The organism is Borreliella yangtzensis (assembly GCF_014201775.1).
Classification (GTDB): Bacteria; Spirochaetota; Spirochaetia; order Borreliales; family Borreliaceae; genus Borreliella; species Borreliella yangtzensis.
Window position 1 is genome coordinate 221,454 of record NZ_JACHFG010000002.1, and the last position, 26,253, is coordinate 247,706.

A 26,253-nucleotide genomic window follows, 5' to 3' on the forward strand; every position below is an offset into this window, starting at 1 on the left:
TTTTCAAGATCGATAGGTTTTATTGAATAAACCTTAGATTTAAGGTCTTTTAAGTGTTGCATTTTATTAGCTTGAGCTAAAGTTTTAGAGGCATGGGTGTCATTGGGACTGGTTGTTAAAAATTCATTTAGATCTTTAATAGCTTGCTGACGTGTTTTTGGATTTTCAAGATCGATAGGTTTTATTGAATAAACTTTAGATTTAAGGTCTTCTAAGTGTTGGGTTTTCTTGTCTTCTTTATTTAATTGGAAAATGTCTTTTTTGTAAGAATCTTTTGGCATATTAATTAAATTTGGTTCAATATCTTTTTTTATTAAGGTTAATAGTAAATTGGATGCTTCTTTATGTTTTAGACTTTCAATCAACTCATTTACTTTGTGAAATTTGTCGCTTAAACCTTTTTTAATTAATTCTTTTAATCTGTTTTTTCCAAGTGTGACTCTACCAGTATTAATATCGTCTAATATTTCATAGAGCTCTTTTTTTATTAAGTAACTATATGGCCTGTTAATTTTTCCCATTATTGTTTTATTGGATAAAGGAAGATCACTTTCTTTTTTAGAATTTGAAGAAATTTTTTTTAAAGATGTAGCATTATCGTTGTTTAAATTTTTACTGTTGTCTGGGGTTTTTAAAATATGCTCTAAGTTTTTTTCTTTGGAAGAATTTGTGCTTTGTTTATTATTTTCTATTTTTTGAGGTTTGTTTAAAGTATTTTCGTTATTTGATTTTTCACTTAAATTTTTTTTTAGTTTTTCCAAATTAAAAAATTTTTTTTGATCATTAGCGTTTAATTTGGGATTTGGGGATTGTATTGTTTGATCTTCTTCTTTTGGCTTTGTATTTGGATTTATTTTTTCTGGGATTTTGCTTTTTTTAAATTCAGATATGTCTTCATCTTCAATTCCAAAATCATCGTTTCTATCAGAGTAGTTTTCTGTTATTGTACTGTCTTTAATGTATCTATTATTAAATGCAATATCAAAATTTTCGTTTAGATTTGTTTTTGCATTGTCTTGACCTTTAATCTTATCTAGTATTTGATTTGCAGAATCTTTTTGTAAATCGTTTGATTCAAAAGGACTACTGTTGGCAATTTCTGCTAGTGTATTTGTGAGCATTTCAATGTCTTCATTTTGTGGGTATTTGTCTTGCAGAAGTTTTGCAACAGAATATGCTTTTTTATAGTTTCGATCTATTATACTATTTTTAACTTCGTTTAGCATTATTTCTCGATTTTTGTCATTTAACTTGCTTTGATACATATAGTAACCAAAGCCACCAAATGATAAGATAAGTAAGAAAATTAAAAGCAATAATACCGAAAAATTTGTATGTCTTTTATTCATCTATGTATAACTCCTCTTGCCAATTAAGTTTTTCTAGTTCAATTAAAGAATTTGTTTCCAGGGTGTCTTTAAAACTATCTTTTAGTATTTGATTTTTATCTTCTTTTGCGTATACAATATGATCAGTTCGTCCCTTTAAACTTTTGTCAAGTTTTTCAAGATAAATTTTTTCGTTTCTTAAATAGCTTATTATAAGTAAAATACTGTCTTTTTTTTCTGTTTTTGATCTAAGGGTAATAAATTGTGAGTAGTCGTGGATGGCCATAGTATATGAGTCCCAAGCTTTTTGGTATTCTTTTTCTTTAGATGTTATTTTGCCCTGTTGAACATAGGCGTTAGCTCTGTTTAGCAGAGCGCTGTCATAATTAGGTTTGCTTTTAATAGAATTAGAATAATATTTTATTGCTAGAGGATAGTAACCTTCTCCTCTGTTAAACATTATGTTCCCTAATTCATAATATAGCATGTAATCAATTTCGCCTCCTACTGCAATTCCATCAAGCAAGGCTCCTTCTGCTTCTGTTAGTTGATTATTTTCTCTATATGCTATTGATAGAAAGTAATAGCCGAGCTGTACTTTTGGATATTTTTTAATAGCATCGCTTAGTGTTTCGATCGCCTGAATATAATTTTTGTTCTTCATTTCTTCTTTGCCGATTCTAATTAGCCGTTGAGAATATGCCAATTTTGCATTAAAAAATATTAAAAGTAAAAATAAAATAAAAATTTTACAATTTTTATTTAATAATAAATAAACCCTCATTTTTTCCCATTCTACTTAATTTAGATTAAATGCCTTTAGATTTCATAAACTCTTTTTTAAAATTTATTTTTTGCTTCAATTTTGTTTTGAAAAAATAAATAAATTCTAATAAACTATTTTTTTCATTAGATTTTATCTTTCTATTGTTTTTTAATTCTAGCAAATTCTCACAATATATTAAATAGCATATTGCGGGTAATAATTTTTTATCATTTTCATTTTCTAGTTTTTCAATAAGATTAAATCTTATATTCTTGAGAAGAATTTTTAAAATTCTTGATCTTGTTTTTAGTGATTTTATTAAAAGATATGATCTTTGGTAATCTAGTTGATTGGGATTTATTTTTTGCATTTTTATTATTTTTTTAGGTATTGTAATTTTGTTTTCGTCAAGGTAAAGCAATATATCTGATATAAATTTGAAATGTTTATTTTCAATATTGGGATAAAAAGATAAAAAATATACAAATATTTGATTTTGTATTTCAAAGGTTTTGGTTTTGAAAAATTCTTTTATGTTTTGACAAAAATTTTTTTTATCCTTATTATCAGCATAAATATAGAATGCAATCCATCCATAAGTTTCTATATTTTGAGAATTTTTTTCAACATGGTTTATAATGCTTTCTAAGAATGAACTTTTAATGTATTTTTCTTTGAATATGATTGAGCTTTCGTAAGGATTGAAATTTGTTTTGTCAAAAGATATAAAAAAATCTTCTGTTTGAAATTTTGCGTTTATAATTTCTTTAATTTTTTCTTTTATGTTGATTAATTTGTGTTTTTCAATGTATTCGAGTGCATCTATGAAAGATTCCCAATTATTCGATATTTTATCCTTGAAAAACCAAGTTAAATATTTTTTTGTTATTGTTTTTTCAACTACATATAAATAGCACTTTAATGTGCCTTGAAAATCCTTTGGAGTGTATTGTGTAAAATCACTAAAAAAATAATTAAAGTTAATATTTTTACTCGAACCTTTATAAAAAATTTCATTAAGACTTAAAGTTTTTATTGCATGTAAGTAGTTTAAAATTTCATTGTATTTTAGTGCTAAAATTTCTTCTTCTAAGTATTTATAATGTTTTATTAAAATTTTGATAAAAACATTTTTGCTCAAACATCCAACCGGCCAATATGTAAGTATTATTATTCTTGTTAGTTTTATCAGTCTGCTTTCTTTATTAATTAAGCTTGATTTAAAAACTTTTTGATTTTCCGATTGGTTTTTTAATTTTTTATTTAAAATATTTAATATTTTAAATTTATTTTTGTTTCTTACAGCTACTAGAATGTCTATTGTTTGTTCTAGGTTGTCAATGTTAATATTGCTAGAAAAATTTAATATAATTTGTTTGTAAATGTCTTTTTTTTCTTGAGAATAATAAGGGTTATTTTGTATTTCAATTAGTTTTAAAAAATTGTTAGATTTTAGTTTATATGTTATTCCTAGTTTTTTAGTGTTGAAATTGACTTCTTTGCTTATTTGAGTGAGATTTTTGCTTCTTACTATTTCTAGTATCCATTTTTTAATAATTTCATTTTGAGTTTTTTTGTAGTAGTATTCCTCGAGTGAAGTATTTAATCCATTTTTTCCCTTTTCATAATCACTGCTAATTTTTATAAGCTCAATTACCTCAGGTTTTTCTAATTTGTAAAGTTGAGAAAAAATACTGTATTTTAAAACTTTTTCTTCTATATATTTTATTATGTACTTTTTTAATGTAGCAAGGGAATCATAAAATTCCGGATCCTTTTTAAATGTTTTCATTTATTCCCTTTGTTATAATTTTCATTAAATTTTTATCTTTTTTTGCAAAATTTATTATTGCCTCCAAGTAACCCTCAAGAGTTCCTATGTCAAGTCTTTTCCCCTTAATATTTTGATATAATACCTTTTTTTGATCCATCAGCTTTTTTAAAGCATAAATGTGATAGTATTCACCTTTTTTATGCAGCTTAAATCCTTCTTTTAAATGTTCGAAAAATTCATAGTTGTACAAAAATCTTCCAATAGATGCTTTATTGCTAGGCTCACTTCCAATTTTTGGTTTTTCAACAATGTTTTTTACATGGATTTTGTCCTTATAGAGATCTATTACCCCATATCTGTTGATATTTTCTGGATTTTCAATGATAGATATTATGTTTTTCCCAGTTTTTTCGTAAAGTTCGATCAATTGTAAGCTTAATGGTGGATTTCCAATGTGAATATCATCAGGATAAGCCACAATTACAGGTTCTCTGTTTATCCAAGGTTTTGCATAAAGTAGCGCGTTTCCTGTACCTTGCATTTCTTTTTGTCTTATAAAGCTTATATTAATTTTTTTGTTTTTAATCTTTTCTAATTCATTTATTTTATTTTCTTTTAAAAAAATATTTTCAAGTTCAATTTCTCTATCGAAATAATCCTCAAGAACTTTTTTTCGCCTTGAACTTATTAATAAAATGTCTTTTATTCCTGAATCGATAAATTCTTGGATAATATAATCTATGGCTGGTTTGTTTAAAATTGGTAACATTTCTTTTGGAATTGTTTTTGTTATTGGTAAAAATCTTGTTCCATATCCAGCTGCCAAAATAATACCTTTCATACTTTTCTCTCTTGAAATAAGATTATAGCAAAAAAATAATTTTGTATATTCAATGTTTTTTGAAATTGTTTTAAAATCTTTATTTATGTATGTGAGTTCCGGTAAATATAAGGGTAAAAAAATTTTGTTTCCCAAGACTTGTTCTGTTCGTCCTGTGATGTCTCTTGTCAGAGAAGCATTTTTTTCTATTATTTTTAAGGATATTGTTAACTCAAAATTTTTGGATGTTTTTGCAGGAACTGGCATAATGTCTGTTGAGGCTCTTAGCAGAGGAGCTAGTCTTGCCCATCTTGTTGAATGTAATAAGAAAACTAAAACTACATTGGTGAAAAATTTTAGCTTTGTTAAAGAATTTTATAAATTTTTTTTTCAAAGAGCAGAGGATTTTTTGAGTAAAAAAGATCTTTTTTACGATTTTATTTATCTTGATCCCCCTTTTAATTATAAAAATAAGGTTAATCTACTTGAGATTATTTTAAAAGGTAAAATTTTAAATGATAAAGTTAATATTATTATTCATTGTCCTTTTAGCGAAAATTTAAACATAAATACATCAAAATTTTCAGTTTACAATTTAAAAAGGTATGGAGGATCAAAACTTATTTTTTTGAAGATATTGTAGGATTTGATTTTTTGTCATAACTAAAAAGAATGAGTTGGATTTCATTTTTATTTAATTCTGGAATGTTGTTTTTTATTACAAAATCATCCACATTTTTCAATGGATTTGTATTGTAATTTCCATTTGCATCTTTTATTAAAATTTCCTTGTTTTCAAGGTCCATTATTATTTCTTCTATTTTGTAAATTTGGTTTTTTTTGTTTATTATGGATAAATTTGGCACAATGTTCATTTTGTATCCAATAACAGCAGCTTGAAAAAGATTTTCATTATTATTTTTTTTGTTTATATTTACTATTTGCCCATAATCAAAAGGTGCAAGTATTGTTAAAAAATTTTCTAGCATTTTAATGTCAAATTTTTTGTTTTTTGTTTGCTCGTTTGGCTCTTTTCTGCTCCAATAGTATTTTTCACTATTTTCTATTAGGAACTTAATAGCTTCTAAAGGGTTAGCGCTTTCTTTTATTATTATTGGATTTACCAATTCATCATAAGTATCTATTATGCAAAAAATTCTAACAAGTTCATGAATAAATTTATTAATTTTTAACTGTGGATATCCAGTAGCGTCAAGGTATTCTTTTTGTCCATTGATTATCATTTTTGTAATAGCTGAAATATCATCTCTTATTCTAAACAAATTTTTAGCAATGTTAATATTTTTTTCCAAGTGTTCTATTTTTAATTTGTGCTGTTCTTTGAAACTTTTATTTTTAAGGCTTATTTTATTTCCTATATTTTCTAATATTGTTATATGCATCAACCCTATTGAGTGTAGCAATGATCCAAGTGCAGCTTGTAGTATCATATCTTCTGCATAAAAAAATTCTGTAAATTCGGTATATTCAGTTTTATCAAGATAAAATTTGATAGTTGAACGAGGTGCATTTTTCAAAGATCTTATTTTGTTCAAATTTGCAATTGTAATTAAAAAATAAATTGTTGTGTCGACTGAGTGTAGTAGTATTGAATCGCCTTCTGTTTTGACTTTCCCTTTAAAAAACTCATAATCTCTTCTAGCAGAATATAAATATAATTTTTTTAAAGTTTTTTTATCTTTAAGGTTTTCTTTTGTTCTTAGTTTTTGAACATCAAAATAATGATATATTTCTAATAAAATTTTTTGCAAAGATGTTATTTTATGTCTTGGAAGTATTTTAAAGCTTCCTTCCAATATTTCTTTCCAATAAATGTTATTGGGCTCAGCTTCCATTAACGTATTTATTTTCATGAGTGGTTTTTTCCCTTTGGCAGAAAATATTGGGTCGTCTTCCTTAAAGGGTTTATATACATCTTTTAGACTGTCTATTAGCTTTTCTCTTAAATAGTTAAGGTCATCATTTAAAATTTCTTCGTTTATTTTTTTTATTAGGTCCTCATACGACACATTTTTTTCTTTTTTGAGAACGGGAATGTAGGGTGTATTGCCTTTATCAAGTATTTTAATAATTTTTTCATTTACTCTTGTTCCAAGTTTTGAGAAATTTCCTATTCTTGTAAAAATTATGTCTTGTTCATGTAGATCTTTTATTTGCTTTATTTCTTTAAGTATCATTTTTAGATCCTTCTAATCTTTATTAAATAAAATGTCGCCGAGGAGAATCGAACTCCTGACACAAGGATTTTCAGTCCTATGCTCTACCAACTGAGCTACAGCGACAATTGTAATTTACTTAACATGCTGCCGAGGAGAATCGAACTCCTGACACAAGGATTTTCAGTCCTATGCTCTACCAACTGAGCTACAGCAGCGTTTTTATTCTGTAATACCTTAATTTTTTCATAAGTATATATGTTTGTCAACTCTTTAAAAAGAGTTGCTTTTAAATGCATATACAATAAATTTTCAATTTCTTTTGTGAAGATATTTAAAGAAATCCATATCTGTTGAAAAAATTTTTCTTTTATCTTTTAGCACTGCTTTATAGCTTTCTAGTGCTTGCCAAAATTTGTAAAATTCAATATTTTTTCCGTAGGTATTTGAATAAATTTTTGCGGCTTCTCGGTCCCCTTCCGCTTTTATTTTTGCAGCAGTGGCTTTTGCTTCGCTTAATAGCCTTAGCTTTTCTTTTTCTATGCTTCCAAGAATTTCTGTTTTTTCAGCTAATCCTATGCTTCTTTGTTCTTCTGCGATTTGCTGTCTTTCTGAAATCATTCTGTTGTTTACAGATTCAATAAGACTTGGATCATAAGTAACTTTTCTTATTAGCACATCTACAATTTCAATTCCAATATCTTTGGTGTTGTTGTTTGCTATATGAATTATTTCTTTTTCGATTATTTTTCGGCCTTTTGTTATTTTATAAATACTATTAATTTTTGTTTCTTGTGGAGTGAGTACTCCATTAGACAAACGTTGAATTGGATCGTTAGAGCTTCTTATAATTTCAAGCAAAGGATATTTTGCTATAACTCCTCTAACAGCCGGTTCAATTGCTGCATCAATTCTAATGTAAGCTCTACTCATTGTTTTTATTGTTGTATAAAATTTATTTATGTCTGCAATTTTCCATCTAGCTGTTGTATCAATCCATATTAGTTGCTTTTCTTCTCCCCCTGTTGGGATTCTTTGAGGTTCTCCATCCCATCTAAGAATGATTTTGGGGAATATTTGTACATTTTCAATTAATGGGATTTTATATTTAAGCCCAGCTAAACTATCAGTTCTTTGAATTTTTCCAAGTCTAGTGGTTATTGAAATTTCATTTTCTTTTAAAATATAAATTGGTTGAAAAATAGATAAAATGGTTAAGCAGATTATTATTGCAAAAGTGATAATTTTTACAGTAGATAATAAAAGATTTATTATAAATTTCATTTATTTTACCTCTTTAAATGGTAGAAAATTTTTTAAGTTTTTGTCAATTAATTCAATATTATCTTTATTTTCAAGTATTTCTTTCATAGCTTCATTGTAAAGCCTTTCTTTTGTAATGTCGGGATTTTTCAAGTAAGCGTCTAATATGGCATTAAAAATTTCTGTGTCCGCTAATGCGTTGTTTATTCTGCTTTCTTTGTATCCTCTGGCTTCTTCAATAACCTTTAATGCTTCACCTTTAATTTTAGGTACTATTTGATTAAATTCTTTTTTTCCTTCGTTTATGTATTTATTTTTGTCTTGAATAGCAATGTTTACATCTTCAAAAGCTTCATAAACTTTCCCTTTTGGGGGTAGAGCATTTCTAATTTGTACTTGTACTACGTCAATGCCTAAATTATAATTATCTATTATTTCATTCATAGAAGATTTTACACCTTCTGTCACTCCTACTCTGTTGTCATTTATTATTTCAAAAATAGTATTGTCCCCAATTAATCTATTCATTGATGACTTTGCAATATCTTTAATTGTTGTTTCGGGGTCTTCTACTTTAAACTTGAATGAATAAGGATCTCTTATTTTATATTGCACTAGCCATTCAATATTTATGATATTTAAATCGCCAGTTATAATCATGCCCTCATCGTTTGTATTATCATTTTCTCTAGTAAAATCGTTTGGAGATATTATAAATCCAAATTTAATTTCTTGGACTATCTTTACAGGCAAGATAAACTTTTCTTCGATTAGCGGAATCTTTACATGTATTCCTGAATCAAGAGTTCTGTTAAGCTTGCCAAGACGAAGTACAATTGCTTCTTCTGATGGTCCAACTATGAATATGTTTGCAATAATTATTATTGATATTAGTATTAAAGTAATAATAATTATTAAATATTCGTAAGTTTTATTAAAAATTTGTTTTATGTCAAACATTTGTCTCTCCCAATGTTTTTATTTTGTAAGCGAATTTTATCGCTACTTTTTAGATTTGATAAAAGTTATTGTTTCGATTTTATTATTCTGAATTTCCTTAATAAAATATTCTCCATCAATTGTTTTTACGGTTTCGTTTTTTGTTGGTATTTTGTCAAGTAGATCTATTAAATAGCCTCCAATTGTATTTGTATACTCTTTATGTTTAATAGATAGTCCAATTATCTCTTCAATCTCGTCAAAAGTAGTTTCTCCAAGTATTGAGTAAGTGTTGTCATTGATTTGTGTGATCAGAGGTTTTTCTTCTTTAATGTCGTATTCATCAGATATCGCTCCAAAAATTTTTTCTACTATGTCTTCTATTGTAAGTATTCCTGAAAAACCACCATACTCATCAATTACGATTGCCATTATTTTTTGTTTTTTTCTCATAATGTCTAATATATCTTTTATTCTTTTATTTTGTTGTACAAATACAGCTGGTTTAATAAATTGAGAAACATTTTTATTCATATCTTTTTTATTGACTTCTATGAGGTCTTTAGCTATTAAAATTCCAATTATTTGCTCTCTGCTTTGTCCTTTGTATATAGGAACTCTAGAGTATCCTTCCTCTTTGATCGATTTAATTACAGCTTTTAGCTTTGATGAGCTTGAGAGCGAAAAAACCTCTGTTCTGTGAGTCATGATCTCAGAAGCTCTTACTTGATCTATATCTAACATTTTTTGCATAAATATTCTAGAGTCGTTTTTTAAAATTCCCAAATTGCCTGCTAAAGAGAGCATATTTTTTATACTCTCTTTGGTCATTTTATGGTTCGTTTTAATTTTTAAGAGATTTAATATTTTTTTATTATTTTGTTTATTATATATATTAATGGAGTAAATATAAAAATTAATGGTTTTAAAAAAAATGAAGTAGATAGAGCAATGATTTCATTATTTAGAATTGCAATTTGTTTTGGAAGTATTTCTGCAAAAATTAGAACGATTATTGTTATTAGGCCTGTTGATACTGCCAGTGCGCTGTTTCCATATTTTTCAAGTACAAATTTTGTTGTAAGTGTACTTGCAATAATATTTGATATATTATTGCCAATAAGAATCGTGGTGATTAGTTTTGAAGGAGATTGAACCAAGTTGTACACCGATATGCCCGATTTTCCTTTTTTTCTTATATCTTGTATCTGAATTATACTTAAAGAAGTGTAAGCTGTCTCAGATGCTGAGAAAATAGCAGATAATATTATAAATAGTAGTATCACAATTAATTCTAACATATATGTATCATTTTAATTTATCTTTAATAAAAATGCTTTAAATTATACTCTTAAGAGATAAAAATATTTTTGACTTGACCTTAGAAAGGCGCTGACCGGAATCGAACCGGCGAATCAAAGTTTTGCAGACTTCTCCCTTAGCCACTTGGGTACAGCGCCTTGTAACACTGCTTAGTTTATTAAAAAAATAGAAAATTGTAAATATATTTTCTATTTAAGCATAATTTTGAATTTCTTAGCTATTTTTATTAGTTTTATGTAAACTTTTAATGTATGAAGAAAAAACTTAATGATGTTTTATTAAAATTAGATCAAGATTTAATAAAGTATATAAAAGGTTCTCTTGATTTAGAAATATCAGGAATTACTTACAGCTCTAAATTAGTTTTACCCGGGTTTGTGTTTTTTGCTATTTCAGGAATTCATTTTGATGGACATGACTTTATTGAAATTGCAATTCAAAATGGTAGTAATGTTATTGTGTGCTCACGAGATCTGAATTCTTACAATCCCAATGTTACTTATATTAAAATAGATAACTTTAACATAAAAAAATTTATGTCTAATTTTTCAAGTATTTTTTATGATGAGCCTTCAAAAAGATTAAAAGTTATTGGAGTTACTGGTACTGACGGTAAAAGTTCTGTTTGTTACTATATATACCTTCTTTTAAGAGAAAAGGGTGTTAAAGTAGGTTTTATATCGACGGTATTTTTTGATGATGGGAGTGGTAATTTGATTAAAAATCCTTACAGGCAATCAACCCCCGAGTCTACAGAAATACATTTGTTTTTAAGCAATATGGTTAAAAATGAGGTTCAATATGCAATTCTTGAATCTACTTCTCATGGGCTTGACCTTGAAACAGCAAGACTTATTGATGTTAATTATTTTGCAGCTGTTTTTACTAATATTGGACATGAGCATCTTGAATTTCATGGTACAATTCAAAATTATTTGAATGTAAAGTTAGGTCTTTTCCGATCTGTTAGTGATGATGCTGGTTTTGGTGTTATTAATCTTGACGACTCTTTTTTTTATGATTTTAAGAATGCTGTTAAAAAATCTTTTACTTATAGTTTAAAAAATAGTCAAGCAGATTTTTTTGTGAGTTTTATTAATGAAAAAACAGATTCTACCGAGTTTGAATTTTATCATAAAGGTGTTAAATATTTTGCTAATGTTAACCTGTTGGGGAGTTTTAATGTTGAAAATGTAATGGCTGCTCTTATTTTGGTTTCTAAGATTTTAAATAGCGATATTCAAGACATTGTTGACAAGCTTATTTGTATTAAAAGTCTTGATGGGCGTATGGATAGTATTAATTTGGGGCAAAATTTTTCTGTAATAATTGATTATGCTCATACCCCTGGTGCTTTTTCTAAACTTTTTCCTATTTTTAAAAAATTTACTGCAAATAGATTGATTTCTGTTTTTGGTTCTGCAGGAGAAAGGGATGTTGCAAAAAGATTTTTACAAGGTCAAATTTCGGATAGTTATTCTGATTTAATAGTGCTTTGTGATGAAGATCCAAGAGGCGAAAATAGCATGTGTATAATTAAAGACATTGCAAAAGGAATTGTTAATAAAGTTGTAAATCAGGATTTATTTTTTGTTCCTGATAGAAAACAAGCTATTGAAAAAGCAATAAGCCTTGCAAGAGCAGGAGATTTGATTGTAGTTTTAGGTAAAGGTCATGAAAGTTCAATAATTTATAAAAATGAAGAAATTTTTTGGAATGAGCAAGAGATAGTTAAAAATGCTATTTTGAATTTAAAAAAATCAGAAAAGGAGAAGTGATGTGAAAAAAAATCTTATGTTAATATTTGGCGGTGTTTCTTTTGAGCATGAAATTTCTTGTAAATCTGCTTATAGCATTTATTTAACCCTTTTAGATCTTGATAAATATAATATTTATCCTGTTTATATTGATAAGTGTACAGGTATTTGGTATTTATTGGAGTCTGTTTCTGAGCTCCCAAAACCCATTAATAGAGATGTTTTGCCTGTTGTCAGCCTATTGCCGGGTTTTGGAATTTTTGCAAATAACAAAAATCTTGAGATTGATGTTGTTTTTCCTGTTATTCATGGAAGAACTGGTGAGGATGGTGCTATTCAGGGAGTTTTAAAAGTTATGGACATTCCTTGTGTTGGTGCTGGTATTATTGGGAGTGCTATTTCTAGCAATAAATATTTTTGCAAACTTTTGCTTAAAAGTTTTAATATACCTTTAGTGCCTTTTATTGGATTTAGGCAATATGATTATTTTTTAGATAAAGAGGGAATAAAAAGGAATGTAAAGGAAGTTTTAGGCTATCCTGTTATTGTTAAGCCCGCAGTATTAGGGTCTTCGATTGGAATAAATGTAGCCTACAGTGAAAATCAGATTGAATCCTTTATTAATGAAGCTTTAAAGTATGACCTTACTATTGTAATAGAAAAATTTATTGAAGCTAGAGAGATCGAATGTTCTATTATTGGAAATGAAAAGATTAAAATATTTTCCCCGGGAGAAGTTGTTGTTCAAGATTTTATGTTTTATGATTACGATGCTAAATATTCTGTTATTCCTGGAAATTCTATTATTTTTAATATTCCTGCACATCTTGAGACAAATCAATTGTTAAGCATTAAAGAATATGCCTTTCTTATTTATAAAAATTTAGAACTTAGAGGTATGGCAAGAGTTGATTTTTTTGTTGAAAAAAAATCAGGAACAATTTATCTTAATGAAATAAATACTATTCCGGGATTTACCGATATATCTATGTTTGCTAAAATGTGTAGTCATGATGGCCTTAAGTTTAAAGACTTAGTGGATAATTTAATTGACTATGCTTTTCAGAGTTTCATTAATAGGAAAAAAAGGATTAATTTTGAAGATTAATTTAATTTTAAGGTTTTTAAATTTTCAATCTCTTTATCATTTTTTAGTTTGAAGTATTCAAGGTTTTTATATTTTTCTGCTTTAGGTAGTATTCCTGAATATTTTATCTTGTAAGAGTAATTTATTTTTATATTTTTTTCTTCTTCATTATTTGTTGTATTATAAATTTTAACTTGATTTTTTTTAATATGGAGATTTGCAAATGCTTCATATTCTATGTCATCTTGAGATTTAAGAGTAAATGCAATTGTTGTTTTTTTAGATTTAATGTTTTTAACTGAAAAGATAATTTTATTAGCTAATATTTTGTAAGGAGTATTACTTTGGTATATCATTAGTTTAGATGCATTTTTAAAATGTAGATCAATTTGATTTGCAATTTTTTGAGTAATTAAATCGATGCTATAAACAGCTCTTTCTGCTATATCTAATTTTTTAAAATCAATGCTCATTAGCTCATCATCAGCTTTAATAATGGTTTTTAATGTTTTTTCATTTGCTTGTAAAATTAGGTTGAAGTCATTTGAAATTATTTGGATAGGATTTTTATTGTCTTTTAGGTATTTAATTTTTACTTTATTTATTTTTTCCGGAAAGCTAACTGTTTGTTCTATTTGTATTACATGCCCTTCTTTATCGATATTGCTAGATATTATGATTGTGATTATTAAAGAAAAAGTTACAAAACCAAGTTTTTCAGCTTTTTTAAAATTTTGTTTAATTTTTGAAAATTTAGATTTTAAATGTTCTGAGGCATTAATAAATATGGTAGAAAAAAGACAAATTGAGATTAGATAGCTTAGTGTAAGTGTATTTGTGATTGATGTAGTATTTTGTATTAATGTTATTAATACAAAATTGATTATCCAAACAATTAATACTATTATTTTTTGAATAATAGTATTTTTATTTGGTTTTAATAATAGTAGTATGCTTTTTATTATAATTATTAAAATAAATTCTATTTTAATAAACATTAATATTATTAGTTCAATAATAGAAGTTGATATTGCCAAATATTTAAGTTGTCTGTAATTTAAATATATTGTGAAATTATATGTAAAAAGAGATAAAAGATTATGTATGAGCAAAGTTGCAAAAAAAGTTATTAAATATTTGGGATTTGTTATGCTGTAAATCGTCATGTTTTCATAGTTTACAAATATTTTATTTGTAATTAATAAGGATAGATATGTGCTTAAAAATAAAGTAAAAAACAATCTTACTAATTTGTAATAATTGTTTTTTATTTTCTTCAAGACTAATCCAGCTTCTTTGAATTTTCTAATAAATACAATTATAATTAAGTTGTAGCAAATGTAGATTAATGCTATTAAGGCAATTTCATTGATTATTATTTTTTTAAAAGGAGTATCAATTATTATATAGTGTATTTCATCAGTATTTTTACTTTTGTACCGATTGGTCAATGTTTCTTCGATTGATTTGTAAATTTCAAAAATAGTATTTTTATTTTGAGTTAATATAGGATTTAAGTTATTATTTATTATTAAAAAGGGTATAGATTCATCCCAATATAGATTGTATAAATTGTTTAATTTTTTTTCAGTTATTTTTGCTGTATTAAAATCAAGTTTGTTTTTTTCAAAGGTCCTTATAATAGTTTTTAAAAATCCCAAATTTGTTTTTGAGTTTGTTATGAAAGATTCATTTTCTAAGCCAATTTTATTTTTTATTCTATTTTCGTTTAGCATTAAGTATATTGTGTTTGTATTTTTTCCTAAATAATTATTGCTAAGTAAAATTCTGCTGCTAATTATTGTATTTTCTTCTAAGGAGTCATCCTCAATAAAAAAAAAATTTATGTTGTTTTCAGAGTTCTTATTTTCAAGTTTATTTGAAAGCTCAAGAGCAATTCCAATTGCTAAATTATTTTTTAAATTATTTTGTATTTTAATTGGAATGATTATATTATAAGTAGTTATGCTTTTTCCTTTGATTTTTGAATGTATTATTTTTTGAGAATACCCAATAAATCCAATTTCTTGCAAAGAATATTCCATATATTTTATTTCATTTGTATGAAAATATTTTTTTATATAATTAAAAGTGTTTATTATTTGTTCTTGTTTTTTGTTTAGTTGATGAATTTCTTTAATATGAACTTTTATATTATTTTCAGTTTCTGTATTTGCAATTTTATTGCTTGGATTGGATACATTTTTTTCTATTTTATTTAGGACAATGGGAATGTTTGTTAAGTTGATTAATAATGATGATAATAATATCTTAATTATCATAATTTTTAATCTCTTCTTCTACTTGCATTATTTGTAAAATATTTGAGTTTTCTTTTAAAGCAGAAATAATTTTTGCTATATTTTTAGCATTTGATGAGACTATTATGTTTGTTATTCCATGACCATTCCCACAGTCTTCTATTTTTTCGCTAATAAGTCTTACGTCATTGATTGTAAAAATGTTTTCAAGATAACTAAATATTCCTTTCAGCTCTTTCAAAAGTAAAATAATGTGATGTACTTTTCTAGTTGGCGTTGCTTCCCACTCAACTTCAATCAATTGATTTTTTTTATAGTATTTGAGCTTTTGACAATTTTCATTGTGTACTATTATCTCATCTTTATGTATTATTCCGATAATATCTTCACCTGTTGTGGGATTGCATTCAGAGTCTATTGCAATTCTTTTTATTTTGTTTTTGGTATAAGCTTTAAATAGGCTAAAAAGCCTCCTTTGTTCTTTGTTTGCTCCAACAAGATACGCAATAATATTGTTATCTACAAAAATTGTGTTGTCGTTTTTGTTAAGCCATGATCTAATTTTTGATCTGGCTTTTTTTGTTCTTACGCTGTTTAGCCATATTACATCTGGTTTTGAGTCTTTTGATGTGAATATTTCGACAATTTGTTCGTTTTTAAGTGGTTTTGTGATTGAACTTATTTTTCCATTTATTTTTGCATAAAGAGCTTGGTCTCCAATATCTGTGTGTATTATGTATGCAAAATCAATTGAATTTGACCCAAAAGGAAGCTCTACCACTTCTCCTTCTGGGGTGTAAACATATATGAATGTATTTAGCAACTCTTTATGTATATCGTTCATTGAATATTGATTTTTGTTGGCTGATTCTTGTTGCCATTTTTTTATGCGGTTTATAAATGAAAGATCATCAGTTTTAAGTGCAATTTGTTCTTTGTATATCCAGTGGGCTGCAACTCCATAATTAGCAATTCTATCCATTTCTTCTGTTCTAATTTGTATTTCAATAAGCTGGTTATCCTCAGGTATTCTTACAGTAGTGTGTAGTGATTGATATTTATTTTCTTTTGGACTTGCAATATAGTCTTTAAGCCTTCCTGGGATTGGTTTCCAAACTCTGTGAACAATTTCTAATATCTCATAACATTCTTTTTGTTTTTTGCAAATTATTCTTATTCCTAGAGTATCAAAAATTTGGGTAAGCTTGTTTGTTCTTGTTTGCATTTTTCTAAATATTGAATAAAAGTGCTTTGATCTTACTGTAATTTCTGCTTCAATTCCACTTTTTTGAAGTTCTTTTTCTATTGATAATTTGCCTTTGTATAATTTTTTTTCTCTTTCTATTTTTGTTTCAGATAAAAAATTCTTTATCTCTTTATAATCTTTAGGATAAAGATGCTTAAATGAAAGATCTTCAAGGTATGTTTTAAGAGATGAGATTCCAAGGCGTTCTGCTATTGGAACGTAAGTCGAAAGGCAATCTTTTGCAATCCTATCTTGTCTATTTTTGGGCAAATAAGAGAGGGTTGTCATATTATGAAGCTTGTCTGCCAGCTTTATTATTATTATTCTAATGTCATGTGTCATTGCAAAAAACATTTTTGAAATAGTATTAGCTTCTTTTATGCTTCTTGTTTTATTATGTAAATCATGAATTTTGGTTACACCGTCGATTAAGCTTAAAATTTCTTCGTCAAATTCTTTTACTATTTCTTCTTTTTCAATATTTGTGTCTTCAAGTACATCATGGAGTAATCCAGCAATAGTTGCTTTAAAATCCAGTTGAAATTTAGCAAGAAATAATGAGACCATTATTGGATGAATAATGTAAGGTTCTCCACTTTCTCTGTATTGGCCATAGTGGAGCTGTTCTGCTATTTCTAGAGCCTTAAAGATGCTTTTCCGTTCAAATTCATCATTGTAGGTATTCTCAACAGTTTTTTTGAAAATATTCCTAGCTTTTTCAAGATCGTTTATTTTTATTAAGTGTGCAATTTCATATGCTTGTATCATGCTCTTTTTCCTAATACCAGCGCTCTTGCTCTTTTTTCAAGATCATAAATGGTTTTTAAATGTATAAATCCTTTTTTGATTGCAAAATCTTTCAGGCTGTTCATTTGCCAAGGAGCCGATTCTATTATTATAAGTCCATTTGGGTTAAGTTTATCTTTTGCTTGGCTTAATATTTTTCTAGAAATATTAAGCCCATCTTTTCCAAATCCTAAAAGAGCTTTTGTGGGTTCTTTGTTTATTTTATTTTTTATTTCTAATTCTTCTTTGTTTAAATAAGGAGGATTTGTAATGATTATATCAAGCTTCACTTTTACACATTTTAGCAAATTAGAGTGGATTATTTCTACAAATTTTTCAAGTTTGAGCTTTTTTGTATTTTTTGAAGCTATTTGTAAAGCTTTTATTGAAATATCTGAGAGTATTACTGTTTTTTTGGTGAGATAGGCAATAGAAAGACCTATGCATCCGCTGCCGCAGCATAAGTCTAATATTTTTTTAAAGTCGTTTTGTTGAATTTGAATTAAGGCTTCTTCCACCAAACATTCTGTATCAAATCTTGGGATTAAGACATGCCTGTTTAGGCTAAATTCAATGCCCATAAATTCTTTCTTTTGTAATATGTAGTGAATGGGAGTTCCTTTTTCTATCCTATCTATTTGATAAAATAAAAATTTTTTTTCTCTTTTTGTTAAGCTTTTTTTTATATTTGTAAATATAAATTCTTTTCTGGTTTTTAAAATTAATTCAAGTATTAGTAGCGCTTCTATTGTATCTAAATTTTTACTTTTAGCATAATTTATAGCTTCGTTTACATTCATTACTATATGTTGTTGCTTTTTAATCTTTGTTCTTGAAGCTCTATTGTCAAGGGATCAAGAAGTATATCAAGTTCTCCTTGCATAAATTCTTCTAATTTATAAAGAGTTATGTTTGCTCTGTGATCTGTTATTCTATTCTGAGGGAAATTATAAGTTCTAATTCTTTCAGACCTATCTCCTGAGCCGACTTGTTGTTTTCTATTGTTTGATCTTTGCTCTTGTTTTTTAGAATCTTCAAACTCATAAAGTCTCGCTCTTAATATTTTCATTGCTTGATCTTTGTTTTTATGTTGGCTTCTTTCGTTTTGGCATTGTACGACAATTCCTGTTGGTAAGTGTGTTATTCTGACTGCAGAATCGGTTGTATTGACATGTTGACCGCCAGCTCCAGATGATCTGTAAACATCAATTCTTAAATCTTTTTCATTGATGTCAATTTCAGTTTCTTCAATATTAGGTAGTACTGCTACAGTAGCAGCTGAGGTTTGAAGTCTCCCGTTAGATTCTGTTATAGGGATTCTTTGCACTCTATGAACACCACTTTCATATTTTAATTTTTTAAATACATCTTTTCCTTTGATTTCAAAGATTATTTCTTTAAATCCCCCAAGTTCTGTTTCATTAAAGTTTATGATTTCTGTTTTCCATTTTTTTTTCTCTGAATATTTTATATACATGCTATAAAGATTGTTTGCAAAAAGAGCAGCTTCTTCTCCACCTGTTCCAGCTCTAATTTCAATTATTATATTTTTACTATCATTTTCGTCTTGAGGTAAAAGTAGTATTTTTATTTGGTGTTCAATATCTTCTTTTTTTTTGCTTAGATCAATTAGTTCTTGTTTTATTAGTTCTTTCATCTCTTGTTGTTCTTCTTTTTTCAAGATGGCTTTGTTATCATCAATTTGATTTAGTATTTTTTTATATTCAATTTTTTTAGTATTTATTTTTTCTAAATGTGTATATTCTTTTATTATTTTCGAATATTCTTTTTGATTTTTAATTAGATTTATGTCTTGTAATTTTTCTTCTATCGACTTAATTTTACTTGTTGCTGAATTTAATTTCTCTAAAAACATTATGATTTCTCCTGAAAAGATAGTAATAGTTTATATTAATTTTAGATTTTTTTGTTAAACTTTTTATCAAGTTTCATGTTAGAATGCTCATTTTTATGTCTTATTTCAATATTTTTTTTAAAATTACTTTTATGGAATAAATAAAGAAGTCTTGAATAAAAAATCAATTATATTTTTTCATGTTTTTTTATATAATAAATGTTGTTAAGTTGGATATTAAAGTTAGATTAGATTTTGTTGTATTTGCATATAGATTTAGCTTTGCGTATTATTATTTGTGGTGTGTTCAAGGTAGTAAAAGTTATATCTTTGATAAACCGATTTAAAAGGGGTGTATATGTTAAATGAAAAAATTTTGGATGCTTTAGAAGATCTCTCGAGCATTTCTGATGATCAACTTCTTGATGTCACTGAGAAATCAAAAAGAGGGTATCAGTTGATCAAAGAAGAAAGGCTCTCTGAAGCAGAAAGTTTGTTTTCTGATATCCTTGAAAAGGATAATGAGAATAATTATGCTCTTGTTGGACTTGGGGACATTGAAAGGAAGAAAAATAATTACGATAAAGCAATAGTTTATTATCAAAAGTGTCTAGTGAAGCATCCGAACAATAATTATGCTCTTTTTGGACTTGGAGATTGTTACAGAAATTTAGATGATTATAAAAAAGCTACAGACATATGGGAAGAGTATTTAAAGTACGATCCCGAGAATATAACTGTTTTAACAAGAGTTGCGTCGTCTTACAGGAAGTTAAAAAATTTTCAAAAATCTAAGCAAACTTATCTTAAGGTAATGGAATTAATGCCTGAGAATGATTATGCGCTTGTAGGGATTGGTCATTTGTATTATGATTTTAAAGAATATAAAGAGGCTTTAAAGTATTGGCTTAAAATGTATGAATTAAATCAGTCTAAAGTTGATGTTAGGGTATTAACTTCAATTGGCAATTGTTATCGTAAATTAAAAGAATTTACCAGAGGAATTTATTTTTTTAAAAAAGCTTTAGAAATTTCACCTAGCAATTTTTATGCTATTTTTGGACTTGCTGATTGTTATAGGGGAAATAAGGAGTACAAAGAGGCTTTAAAGTATTGGTTTGATATTATCGAAAAAGATCCAAAAAATAACCTAGTTCTTACAAGGATAGGGGATGCTTATCGCTATTTGAATGATTATGAAAATTCTCAAATTTATTATAAAAAAGCTCTTGATGTTGATTTTGATATGTTTGCTATACTTGGACTTGCTCTTCTTCAAAAAGAACAAGGTAAATATGACGAAGCACTAATAGCTATTAAAAGTTTAATTAAAAACAATCCCAAAAATTCAGCATTATATGTTAGCGCGGCTGAGTGTTATGAGGCATTGGGCCAGATTGGAAATGCTGTTGATATTTTATCAAGCTTTTTACATCTTGGTATGAAAAATATTGTTGTTATTGACTATCTTACGGCTCTTAGGAAAAAAATGGAATGATGGACTGCTTACTTGAAACTGAAAAATCTATTTTTTTTGATAAGTTAATAGATACGCATGTTCATTTTTATGAATTAAAGAAAAAATCTTTGGATGTCAATTATATTATTAATGAATGTTTTAAAAACGGATTTTCTTATTTTATTGATGTTGGTTTGCACCCTAGTGATTTTAATGATAGAAAAAATCTTTTAAGTTCTTATTCCAATGTGTTATTAACAGCTGGTATTCACCCTTTAAATTTAGATGATAATTTTAAAGATGATGTTAAGCAGCTTGAAAAAATTTTGATTAGTGAAAATGTTGTTGCTGTTGGCGAGATGGGTCTTGATTATTTTAAGGCAAATAACAAAAAATTTCAAATTAAAGTTTTTGAAGAGCAATTGTATTTAGCTGTCAGATATAAAAAGCCAGTCATTTTACATATAAGAGATGCCTATGATGATGCCTATAATATTGTAAAGTCTTTAAATTTTTCAAATAGAGGTATATTGCATTGTTATTCTGGAACTTATGAATGTGCTAAAAAATTTATTGATTTGGGATTTAAAGTTTCTTTTTCAGGTAATATAACTTTTAAAAATGCAGAACTTTTAAGGATTGTTGCTAGCAAATTAAATACCAATGATCTTTTAATAGAAACGGACAGCCCTTTTTTAGCCCCAGTACCATTAAGAGGCAAAATAAATTCACCTTTGTTTTTAGGATATGTATGTCTTGAGATTGCAAGGATTAAAAATTGTTCTGTTAATGATATTGCTATTGCCTTATACAATAGTTTTAAAGAGCTTTTATTATTGCATTAATTGTTTATTTAAAACTGTTTGCATATTTTATTATTATTTGAGGATTTAATCATTTTTATTGCTTATAAGCGCTAAATTCATATTGAAAATTATTTTCAATGTCTTTTACTATTTTCATTAAATCATATTCTTTAAGAGTGATTATATATTTTAGTTTAATAATTTTTGAGTCTTTTCTTGTATTCCCAATTAATACAAAATTGATATTTTTGAAAAAAGGTGAATTTGATATCTTTTTTAAAATAATGTTATTGTCTCTTAAGGAGAATAACATTATTGTTTTTACTTGGGGAGTAATGAATGTTTTTATATAGGATATGTTTGTTTCGTTTACTAGAGTAATATTAACATTTTTTTCTTTACCTTTTTTTTCCAAGTGTTCAAGATCTTCGTTATTTAAAGAATTGTCTCGAAATAGTAATGTTTTTTGTAAGTTTATGGATTTTCCGCTAAGCAGGAAATCAATAGATTTTTTGAGGGAAAATTTTATTTTTGATAGATGAAAAATTTTCTCTTTTAGAATTTCGTTATTTAATATTTCATTATTTGACTTGTGGGTTAATAGTATTTTTTTTGTTGTTTCAAGCTTGTCTTTTGCAATTTCTAAATTTTTTTCATTTATAAATAGTATTTCGTTTTTGATGAATGGAGTTTTTTGAATTTCAAAAAAATATTCGGTTGCATCTGAGAAAATTATTGCGTAATTAAATTGTTTTTCAATAATGGAAGATTCTTTGCATCCTTGTATTAAAATTGCTAAAAGTACTATTATAGCAAATGTTTTTGGACTGGGCATTTTATTTTTTAGCATACTTATTATTAATTGCTATAAATATTAAAACCAATGCAAATATTGTTAGCGCGTGGATGCCCATATTGGTTAAAATTAATGTTTTTAAGGTTGCAATAAATAATCCTAAAAACAAAATAGGGGAAAGAATGATTTTGTATTCTTTTGCCGAGCATTTTTGGCATTTTTTTAATGTTTTTTCAAATATTGTGGCTGAAAATATTAACTCTATTATATTAAGTATTGGCAATTCAATATATTCGTAGATTCCAAAAATTTTGCTATTTAGGATTATTATTTCTAAGTTTTTAGAAAATATTAATCCAAATGTAAAATATATAAGAATTGTTAAATTTTTTCTAAATGAAGAATTTTCATTTAGAGTAAAAAAAAACATAAACATTAATAGCGGGAATATATAGTAGTATAAATGTTCTTTTATAAATATTGAAATTCCTAAAGTTATTCTTGATGTGTAGTTTAATTCAAACGATCTATATAGAATAAATTCTTGAGTTAAATAAAGAAAAGAAAAAATTGTTATTGCTAAAAATATTACTAAAGCATGGGCTTGAGTATTTTTTGGTTTATTTTGTTTTAACTGAGTGTTCATATATATTTTTAATATTAATGGTAGACTCGTTAATAAAAATAAATTCATTGTAAGTACAATTTTACTTTTAAACGTTTTTTAAATCAATCGATTGTTTAAAAACTTATGTGATTTGGAGTTTATTTAATATTAATGTTAGTAATTTTATTATCTTTTGTAAACATTACTTTTTTGAATTTACTTTTTAGTGAATGTATATTAAAATTAAGTATTAATGCTAATATACATTGCTTTAGGAGTATATATTTTTTAGATGATAAATAGAAATGCCAATAGAGATAGGGATAGGTCCAGATCAAATGACAAGGAATTGAAAATTAATTATAGAATTAAGGCTCGTGAGGTAAGAGTTATTTTTGAAGATGGAACACAAGAGGTTTTACCTATTGAAGATGCTATTAAAAAATCAAAAGAAGCTGGACTTGATTTGGTTGAGGTTTCTCCCAATGTGTCTCCTCCGGTTTGCAAGATTATTGATTATGGGAAATATAAATTTCATCAAGAAAAGCGTCAAAAAGAGCAAAAAAAGAATCAAAAAGTAATTAAGCTTAAGGAAGTCAGAATGCAGCCCAAGATAGATACCCATGACCTTGATTTTAAATCGAAAAACATTTTAACTTTTCTTAAAGAAGGTAATAAGGTTAAAGTTACAATAAGATTTAGAGGTCGTGAACTTGCTCATACATATTTAGGATATGGTATTTTGAATAGTATTCTAGAAAAAGTAGGGGATGTAAATTACGTTTTGGAGTCTGCGGCTAAAATGGAAGGTAAGACAATGTTTTTGATTGTAGCGCCTAAGGTTAAAAAATAAATGTTAAATTAAAGGGGATAAAATGGCAATTAAGATGAAAACACGTAAAAGTGCAAAAAAAAGATATTCTTTTACTGTAAATGGCAAGGTTAAGTATAAAAAACAAAATTTAAGGCATATTTTGACAAAAAAATCTTCTAAGCGTAAGAGAAATTTAAGGAAATTAGGTAATCTTTCTTGTTTTGAAGTTAAAAGAATTAAAACTTTATTACCTTATGGTTAAAATAATTTTAGGAGATAGATATGGCTAGGGCTAAAAACGGCACAGTGCATGTTGCAAGGCGTAAGAGAATTTTAAAAAAAACAAAAGGGTTTTGGGGTACAAAAAAGAGTAATTATAAAAAGGCCAAAGATACCTTGAGAAAGGGTATGATGTATGCTACAAGAGACAGAAAAGTTAGAAAAAGAGATTTCAGGCGCTTGTGGATTTCAAGAATTTCGGCTGCTTTAAGTGATACTGGAGTTAGTTATTCAAGATTTATTGAGGGTTTGTTGAAGTCTAATATAAAAATTAACAGAAAAATTTTGTCTAATTTAGCGATTGAAGATTCTGCGGCTTTTAAAAAAATTGTTTTAGAAATAAGAAAATGAAAAATTTAAACTCCTGGGAGGTTTAATTTTAAGAATTGGAGTTATTTTTTTGCGACATCTCATTAAATTTAGGAATTTGAAGATTTTTAGTCAATGATAGCTCAATGCAATTCAAAGGTTAAGAATAAAAATTCCGCCTTGAAAAATAGCGCTAAATAAAAATGTTCTTATGTTGGCTTTTTGGGAGTTTGATTTATTTTAAGGATTGTTGTTGTGCAGCTTATTTCTCTTAATAATATTGAAAAGCAAGAGAGTTTTATTCATTATAGAAATGTGTATTTTGCTAATGTTATTTATAAGTATAATGACATATTAGAAACCAAAAAAGTAAAGTTTGTAATTGAGGCTACACCTTTAGGAGAAAAGCATGTCACCATTGATTTTATAGATCCTTTGAATTATCCTGTTTTAAAGTTGATGGTTGCAATTAAAAGGTGCGTAATTGATTTGGAGTTTAAAGGAAGACTTCCTTGATTTTGGAATTTAAATCAGAAAAAAAAATGATAAATTTTTCCAAATCTTTTTTTTATCCTTTTCCTATTGGTAAAATATTTGCTTTAAGCGGTGATATGGGATCTGGAAAAACTAGTTTTTTAAAGGGGCTTGCTCTTAATCTTGGAATTTCTTATTTTACAAGTCCAACTTATAACATTTTTAATGTTTATGATTTTACAGATTTTAAGTTTTATCATATTGATTTATATCGGGTGTTCTCTTTGGAAGAATTTGAACTTATTGGGGGATTGGAAATACTTATGGATCTTGATTCAATTATTGCTATTGAATGGCCACAAATTGCTTTGAGTATTATTCCAAAAGAAAGATTATTTTCTTTAGCTTTTAAAATAGTTGGTTCAGGCAGAGTTATAGAATTTAATGATTAATACACTTGCATTTGAATATTCATATAAAGCATTAATAATTTATTGTAAAATTAATAATAAAAATTTTTCATTAGTTGAATTTAAATCAAATTTTAATTTTAGTATTCCAAAAATTTTCAGTGATTTTATTATTAAAAATAATATCGATCTTAATCAAATTAAATTAATTATAAATTCTTGTGGGCCGGGTTCTTTTACTGGTCTTAGAATTAGTTTAAGTTTTGTTAAAGGTCTTGCTTTAGGTCTTTCTATACCTTTTGTTAATATTCCTACATTGGATGTTTTTGCAAATTCGGTTAAAAAGAGTTCCAGTGTAATTGTGTTAACTTCTACTGCTGGTAAATATTTTCTTGGGCATTATAAAAATTGCGAATTAATAGAGAAAATTTTATGTTTTTCTAAAGAAAATTTATTTGAATATCTAAGTCAGATTGATCCAAATTCAGTGCTTATTGGGAACAATCTTGAGAATGTTTACAAAGAATTCAATTCTAAATTTAAAATCATTGAAAATTTAAGTTCGTTTGGAAAAATTTTAACAGAACTCGGCATATCTAAATACTTGAAAAATCGCAAAAGTGATGATATTTTATCGGGACCTCTTTATATAAGACAAAGTGATGCAGAGGTTAATTTTCATTCTTAAAATAATGATTGAATAGACTTTTAATTTTACCTATATTGTGTTTGTCTTTTAGTATTGATTTTTTATTTTCTTCTATAATAAATTCATAAATTTCAGATCTAAATATTTTAATGTTTTCAGGAGCTTTAATTGCTATTTTAACAGTATCCTTTTTTATCTCTAATATTAAAACTTCAATATTAGAGTTTATTTTAATACTTTCATTTACTTTTCTTGACAATACTAGCAT

General features: G+C 26.5%; 23 protein-coding genes, 3 tRNA genes and 3 pseudogenes. 11 read left to right on the forward strand and 18 right to left on the reverse strand.

Translation table 11 applies throughout. From position 1 onward, the window contains the following. The 4 genes and pseudogenes from HNP68_RS07085 to HNP68_RS03250 all read right to left on the reverse strand — a co-directional run. A pseudogene (locus HNP68_RS07085) lies at nucleotides 1–1,349 on the reverse strand (hypothetical protein); the annotation flags it as partial. Continuing rightward, entirely contained in the window at nucleotides 1,342–2,112 is a 771-nt protein-coding gene (locus tag HNP68_RS03240) for a tetratricopeptide repeat protein (RefSeq protein ID WP_183220396.1), read from the reverse strand. The pseudogene HNP68_RS07085 and the gene HNP68_RS03240, both read right to left, overlap by 8 nt. A gap of 25 nt (nucleotides 2,113–2,137) precedes the next feature. Next, complete coding sequence (locus tag HNP68_RS03245) at nucleotides 2,138–3,886, reverse strand: BB_0208 family protein (protein WP_183220398.1); 1,749 nt, start codon at nucleotides 3,884–3,886, stop codon at nucleotides 2,138–2,140. Further along, nucleotides 3,873–4,709, reverse strand: coding sequence for a UTP--glucose-1-phosphate uridylyltransferase (locus HNP68_RS03250; protein WP_183220400.1), 837 nt, complete (start codon nucleotides 4,707–4,709; stop codon nucleotides 3,873–3,875). Before HNP68_RS03250 ends, HNP68_RS03245 begins: the two co-directional genes overlap by 14 nt. Before the next feature lie 52 nt (nucleotides 4,710–4,761). Between HNP68_RS03250 and rsmD the strand changes: the two genes are divergently transcribed. Further along, nucleotides 4,762–5,331, forward strand: coding sequence for a 16S rRNA (guanine(966)-N(2))-methyltransferase RsmD (gene rsmD / locus HNP68_RS03255; RefSeq protein WP_183220410.1), 570 nt, complete (start codon nucleotides 4,762–4,764; stop codon nucleotides 5,329–5,331). Here rsmD and HNP68_RS03260 read toward each other — a convergent pair. The 7 genes and pseudogenes from HNP68_RS03260 to HNP68_RS03290 form a co-directional block, all read right to left on the reverse strand. Beyond that, nucleotides 5,309–6,886 carry an HD domain-containing phosphohydrolase gene (locus tag HNP68_RS03260; RefSeq protein WP_183220412.1) on the reverse strand — a complete coding sequence of 526 codons (1,578 nt, stop codon included), beginning with the start codon at nucleotides 6,884–6,886 and terminating at the stop codon, nucleotides 5,309–5,311. The genes rsmD and HNP68_RS03260 overlap by 23 nt on opposite strands. A gap of 32 nt (nucleotides 6,887–6,918) precedes the next feature. Further along, nucleotides 6,919–6,991 (reverse strand) — tRNA-Phe (locus HNP68_RS03265). 19 nt (nucleotides 6,992–7,010) lie between these two features. Further along, nucleotides 7,011–7,083, reverse strand: a tRNA-Phe gene (locus tag HNP68_RS03270). A gap of 94 nt (nucleotides 7,084–7,177) precedes the next feature. Further along, on the reverse strand, nucleotides 7,178–8,149 hold the full coding sequence (hflC, locus tag HNP68_RS03275) for a protease modulator HflC (protein WP_183220414.1): 972 nt from the start codon (nucleotides 8,147–8,149) through the stop codon (nucleotides 7,178–7,180). Then, nucleotides 8,150–9,088 carry an FtsH protease activity modulator HflK gene (hflK, locus tag HNP68_RS03280; RefSeq protein ID WP_183220416.1) on the reverse strand — a complete coding sequence of 313 codons (939 nt, stop codon included), beginning with the start codon at nucleotides 9,086–9,088 and terminating at the stop codon, nucleotides 8,150–8,152. It lies immediately after the preceding gene. A gap of 42 nt (nucleotides 9,089–9,130) precedes the next feature. Beyond that, nucleotides 9,131–10,368, reverse strand: a pseudogene (locus HNP68_RS03285) (hemolysin family protein). Nucleotides 10,369–10,454: 86 nt separating this feature from the next. Beyond that, nucleotides 10,455–10,527 (reverse strand) — tRNA-Cys (locus HNP68_RS03290). 114 nt (nucleotides 10,528–10,641) lie between these two features. On the opposite strand from HNP68_RS03290, the gene HNP68_RS03295 reads away from it, so the two are divergent. Beyond that, nucleotides 10,642–12,168 (forward strand): UDP-N-acetylmuramoyl-L-alanyl-D-glutamate--2,6-diaminopimelate ligase, encoded by a 1,527-nt coding sequence (locus HNP68_RS03295; protein ID WP_183220418.1) that lies wholly within the window; start codon nucleotides 10,642–10,644, stop codon nucleotides 12,166–12,168. A 1-nt stretch (nucleotide 12,169) separates the two neighbouring features. Beyond that, the gene (locus tag HNP68_RS03300; protein ID WP_183220420.1) at nucleotides 12,170–13,255 is read left to right on the forward strand and encodes a D-alanine--D-alanine ligase; all 1,086 of its coding nucleotides are present in this window, start codon (nucleotides 12,170–12,172) and stop codon (nucleotides 13,253–13,255) included. Here HNP68_RS03300 and HNP68_RS03305 read toward each other — a convergent pair. From HNP68_RS03305 to prfA, 4 genes and pseudogenes are all read right to left on the reverse strand, one after another. Further along, nucleotides 13,252–15,516, reverse strand: coding sequence for a hypothetical protein (locus tag HNP68_RS03305; protein ID WP_183220422.1), 2,265 nt, complete (start codon nucleotides 15,514–15,516; stop codon nucleotides 13,252–13,254). The two genes, HNP68_RS03300 and HNP68_RS03305, sit on opposite strands and share 4 nt — an antisense overlap. Next, the gene (gene spoT / locus HNP68_RS03310; protein ID WP_183220424.1) at nucleotides 15,506–17,509 is read right to left on the reverse strand and encodes a guanosine-3',5'-bis(diphosphate) 3'-pyrophosphohydrolase; all 2,004 of its coding nucleotides are present in this window, start codon (nucleotides 17,507–17,509) and stop codon (nucleotides 15,506–15,508) included. The genes HNP68_RS03305 and spoT overlap by 11 nt, the downstream gene beginning before the upstream one ends. Next, nucleotides 17,493–18,327, reverse strand: a pseudogene (gene prmC, locus HNP68_RS03315) (peptide chain release factor N(5)-glutamine methyltransferase). Before prmC ends, spoT begins: the two are co-directional and overlap by 17 nt. A gap of 2 nt (nucleotides 18,328–18,329) precedes the next feature. Then, on the reverse strand, nucleotides 18,330–19,403 hold the full coding sequence (gene prfA, locus HNP68_RS03320; protein WP_183220428.1) for a peptide chain release factor 1: 1,074 nt from the start codon (nucleotides 19,401–19,403) through the stop codon (nucleotides 18,330–18,332). Between the two features lie 337 nt (nucleotides 19,404–19,740). Here prfA and HNP68_RS03325 point away from each other — a divergent pair, with 337 nt between their 5' ends. Both HNP68_RS03325 and HNP68_RS03330 read left to right on the forward strand, forming a co-directional pair. Then, on the forward strand, nucleotides 19,741–20,880 hold the full coding sequence (locus HNP68_RS03325; protein WP_183220430.1) for a tetratricopeptide repeat protein: 1,140 nt from the start codon (nucleotides 19,741–19,743) through the stop codon (nucleotides 20,878–20,880). Beyond that, nucleotides 20,877–21,686, forward strand: coding sequence for a TatD family hydrolase (locus tag HNP68_RS03330; protein ID WP_183220432.1), 810 nt, complete (start codon nucleotides 20,877–20,879; stop codon nucleotides 21,684–21,686). The genes HNP68_RS03325 and HNP68_RS03330 overlap by 4 nt, the downstream gene beginning before the upstream one ends. 55 nt (nucleotides 21,687–21,741) lie before the next feature. Here the strand turns inward: HNP68_RS03330 and HNP68_RS03335 are convergent, their stop codons facing one another. Continuing rightward, nucleotides 21,742–22,482: a hypothetical protein gene (locus tag HNP68_RS03335; RefSeq protein WP_183220814.1), complete on the reverse strand. Its 741-nt coding sequence runs from the start codon at nucleotides 22,480–22,482 to the stop codon at nucleotides 21,742–21,744. Between the two features lies 1 nt (nucleotide 22,483). After that, nucleotides 22,484–23,137: a YIP1 family protein gene (locus HNP68_RS03340; protein WP_183220434.1), complete on the reverse strand. Its 654-nt coding sequence runs from the start codon at nucleotides 23,135–23,137 to the stop codon at nucleotides 22,484–22,486. 205 nt (nucleotides 23,138–23,342) lie between these two features. On the opposite strand from HNP68_RS03340, the gene infC reads away from it, so the two are divergent. The 6 genes from infC to tsaB all read left to right on the forward strand — a co-directional run bounded on the left by infC (nucleotide 23,343) and on the right by tsaB (nucleotide 26,024). Further along, nucleotides 23,343–23,903 (forward strand): translation initiation factor IF-3, encoded by a 561-nt coding sequence (gene infC / locus HNP68_RS03345; protein WP_183220436.1) that lies wholly within the window; start codon nucleotides 23,343–23,345, stop codon nucleotides 23,901–23,903. A 22-nt stretch (nucleotides 23,904–23,925) separates the two neighbouring features. After that, nucleotides 23,926–24,126, forward strand: coding sequence for a 50S ribosomal protein L35 (rpmI, locus tag HNP68_RS03350; protein ID WP_183220438.1), 201 nt, complete (start codon nucleotides 23,926–23,928; stop codon nucleotides 24,124–24,126). 20 nt (nucleotides 24,127–24,146) lie between these two features. Next, on the forward strand, nucleotides 24,147–24,494 hold the full coding sequence (rplT, locus tag HNP68_RS03355) for a 50S ribosomal protein L20 (protein WP_183220440.1): 348 nt from the start codon (nucleotides 24,147–24,149) through the stop codon (nucleotides 24,492–24,494). A 213-nt stretch (nucleotides 24,495–24,707) separates the two neighbouring features. Beyond that, nucleotides 24,708–24,968, forward strand: coding sequence for a hypothetical protein (locus HNP68_RS03360; RefSeq protein WP_183220442.1), 261 nt, complete (start codon nucleotides 24,708–24,710; stop codon nucleotides 24,966–24,968). After that, entirely contained in the window at nucleotides 24,965–25,378 is a 414-nt protein-coding gene (tsaE, locus tag HNP68_RS03365) for a tRNA (adenosine(37)-N6)-threonylcarbamoyltransferase complex ATPase subunit type 1 TsaE (RefSeq protein WP_183220451.1), read from the forward strand. Before HNP68_RS03360 ends, tsaE begins: the two co-directional genes overlap by 4 nt. Continuing rightward, nucleotides 25,371–26,024, forward strand: a complete 654-nt coding sequence (tsaB, locus tag HNP68_RS03370; protein ID WP_183220453.1) for a tRNA (adenosine(37)-N6)-threonylcarbamoyltransferase complex dimerization subunit type 1 TsaB — start codon at nucleotides 25,371–25,373, stop codon at nucleotides 26,022–26,024. The genes tsaE and tsaB overlap by 8 nt, the downstream gene beginning before the upstream one ends. Here tsaB and csrA read toward each other — a convergent pair. Further along, nucleotides 26,008–26,253, reverse strand: a complete 246-nt coding sequence (csrA, locus tag HNP68_RS03375; protein ID WP_004790391.1) for a carbon storage regulator CsrA — start codon at nucleotides 26,251–26,253, stop codon at nucleotides 26,008–26,010. The two genes, tsaB and csrA, sit on opposite strands and share 17 nt — an antisense overlap.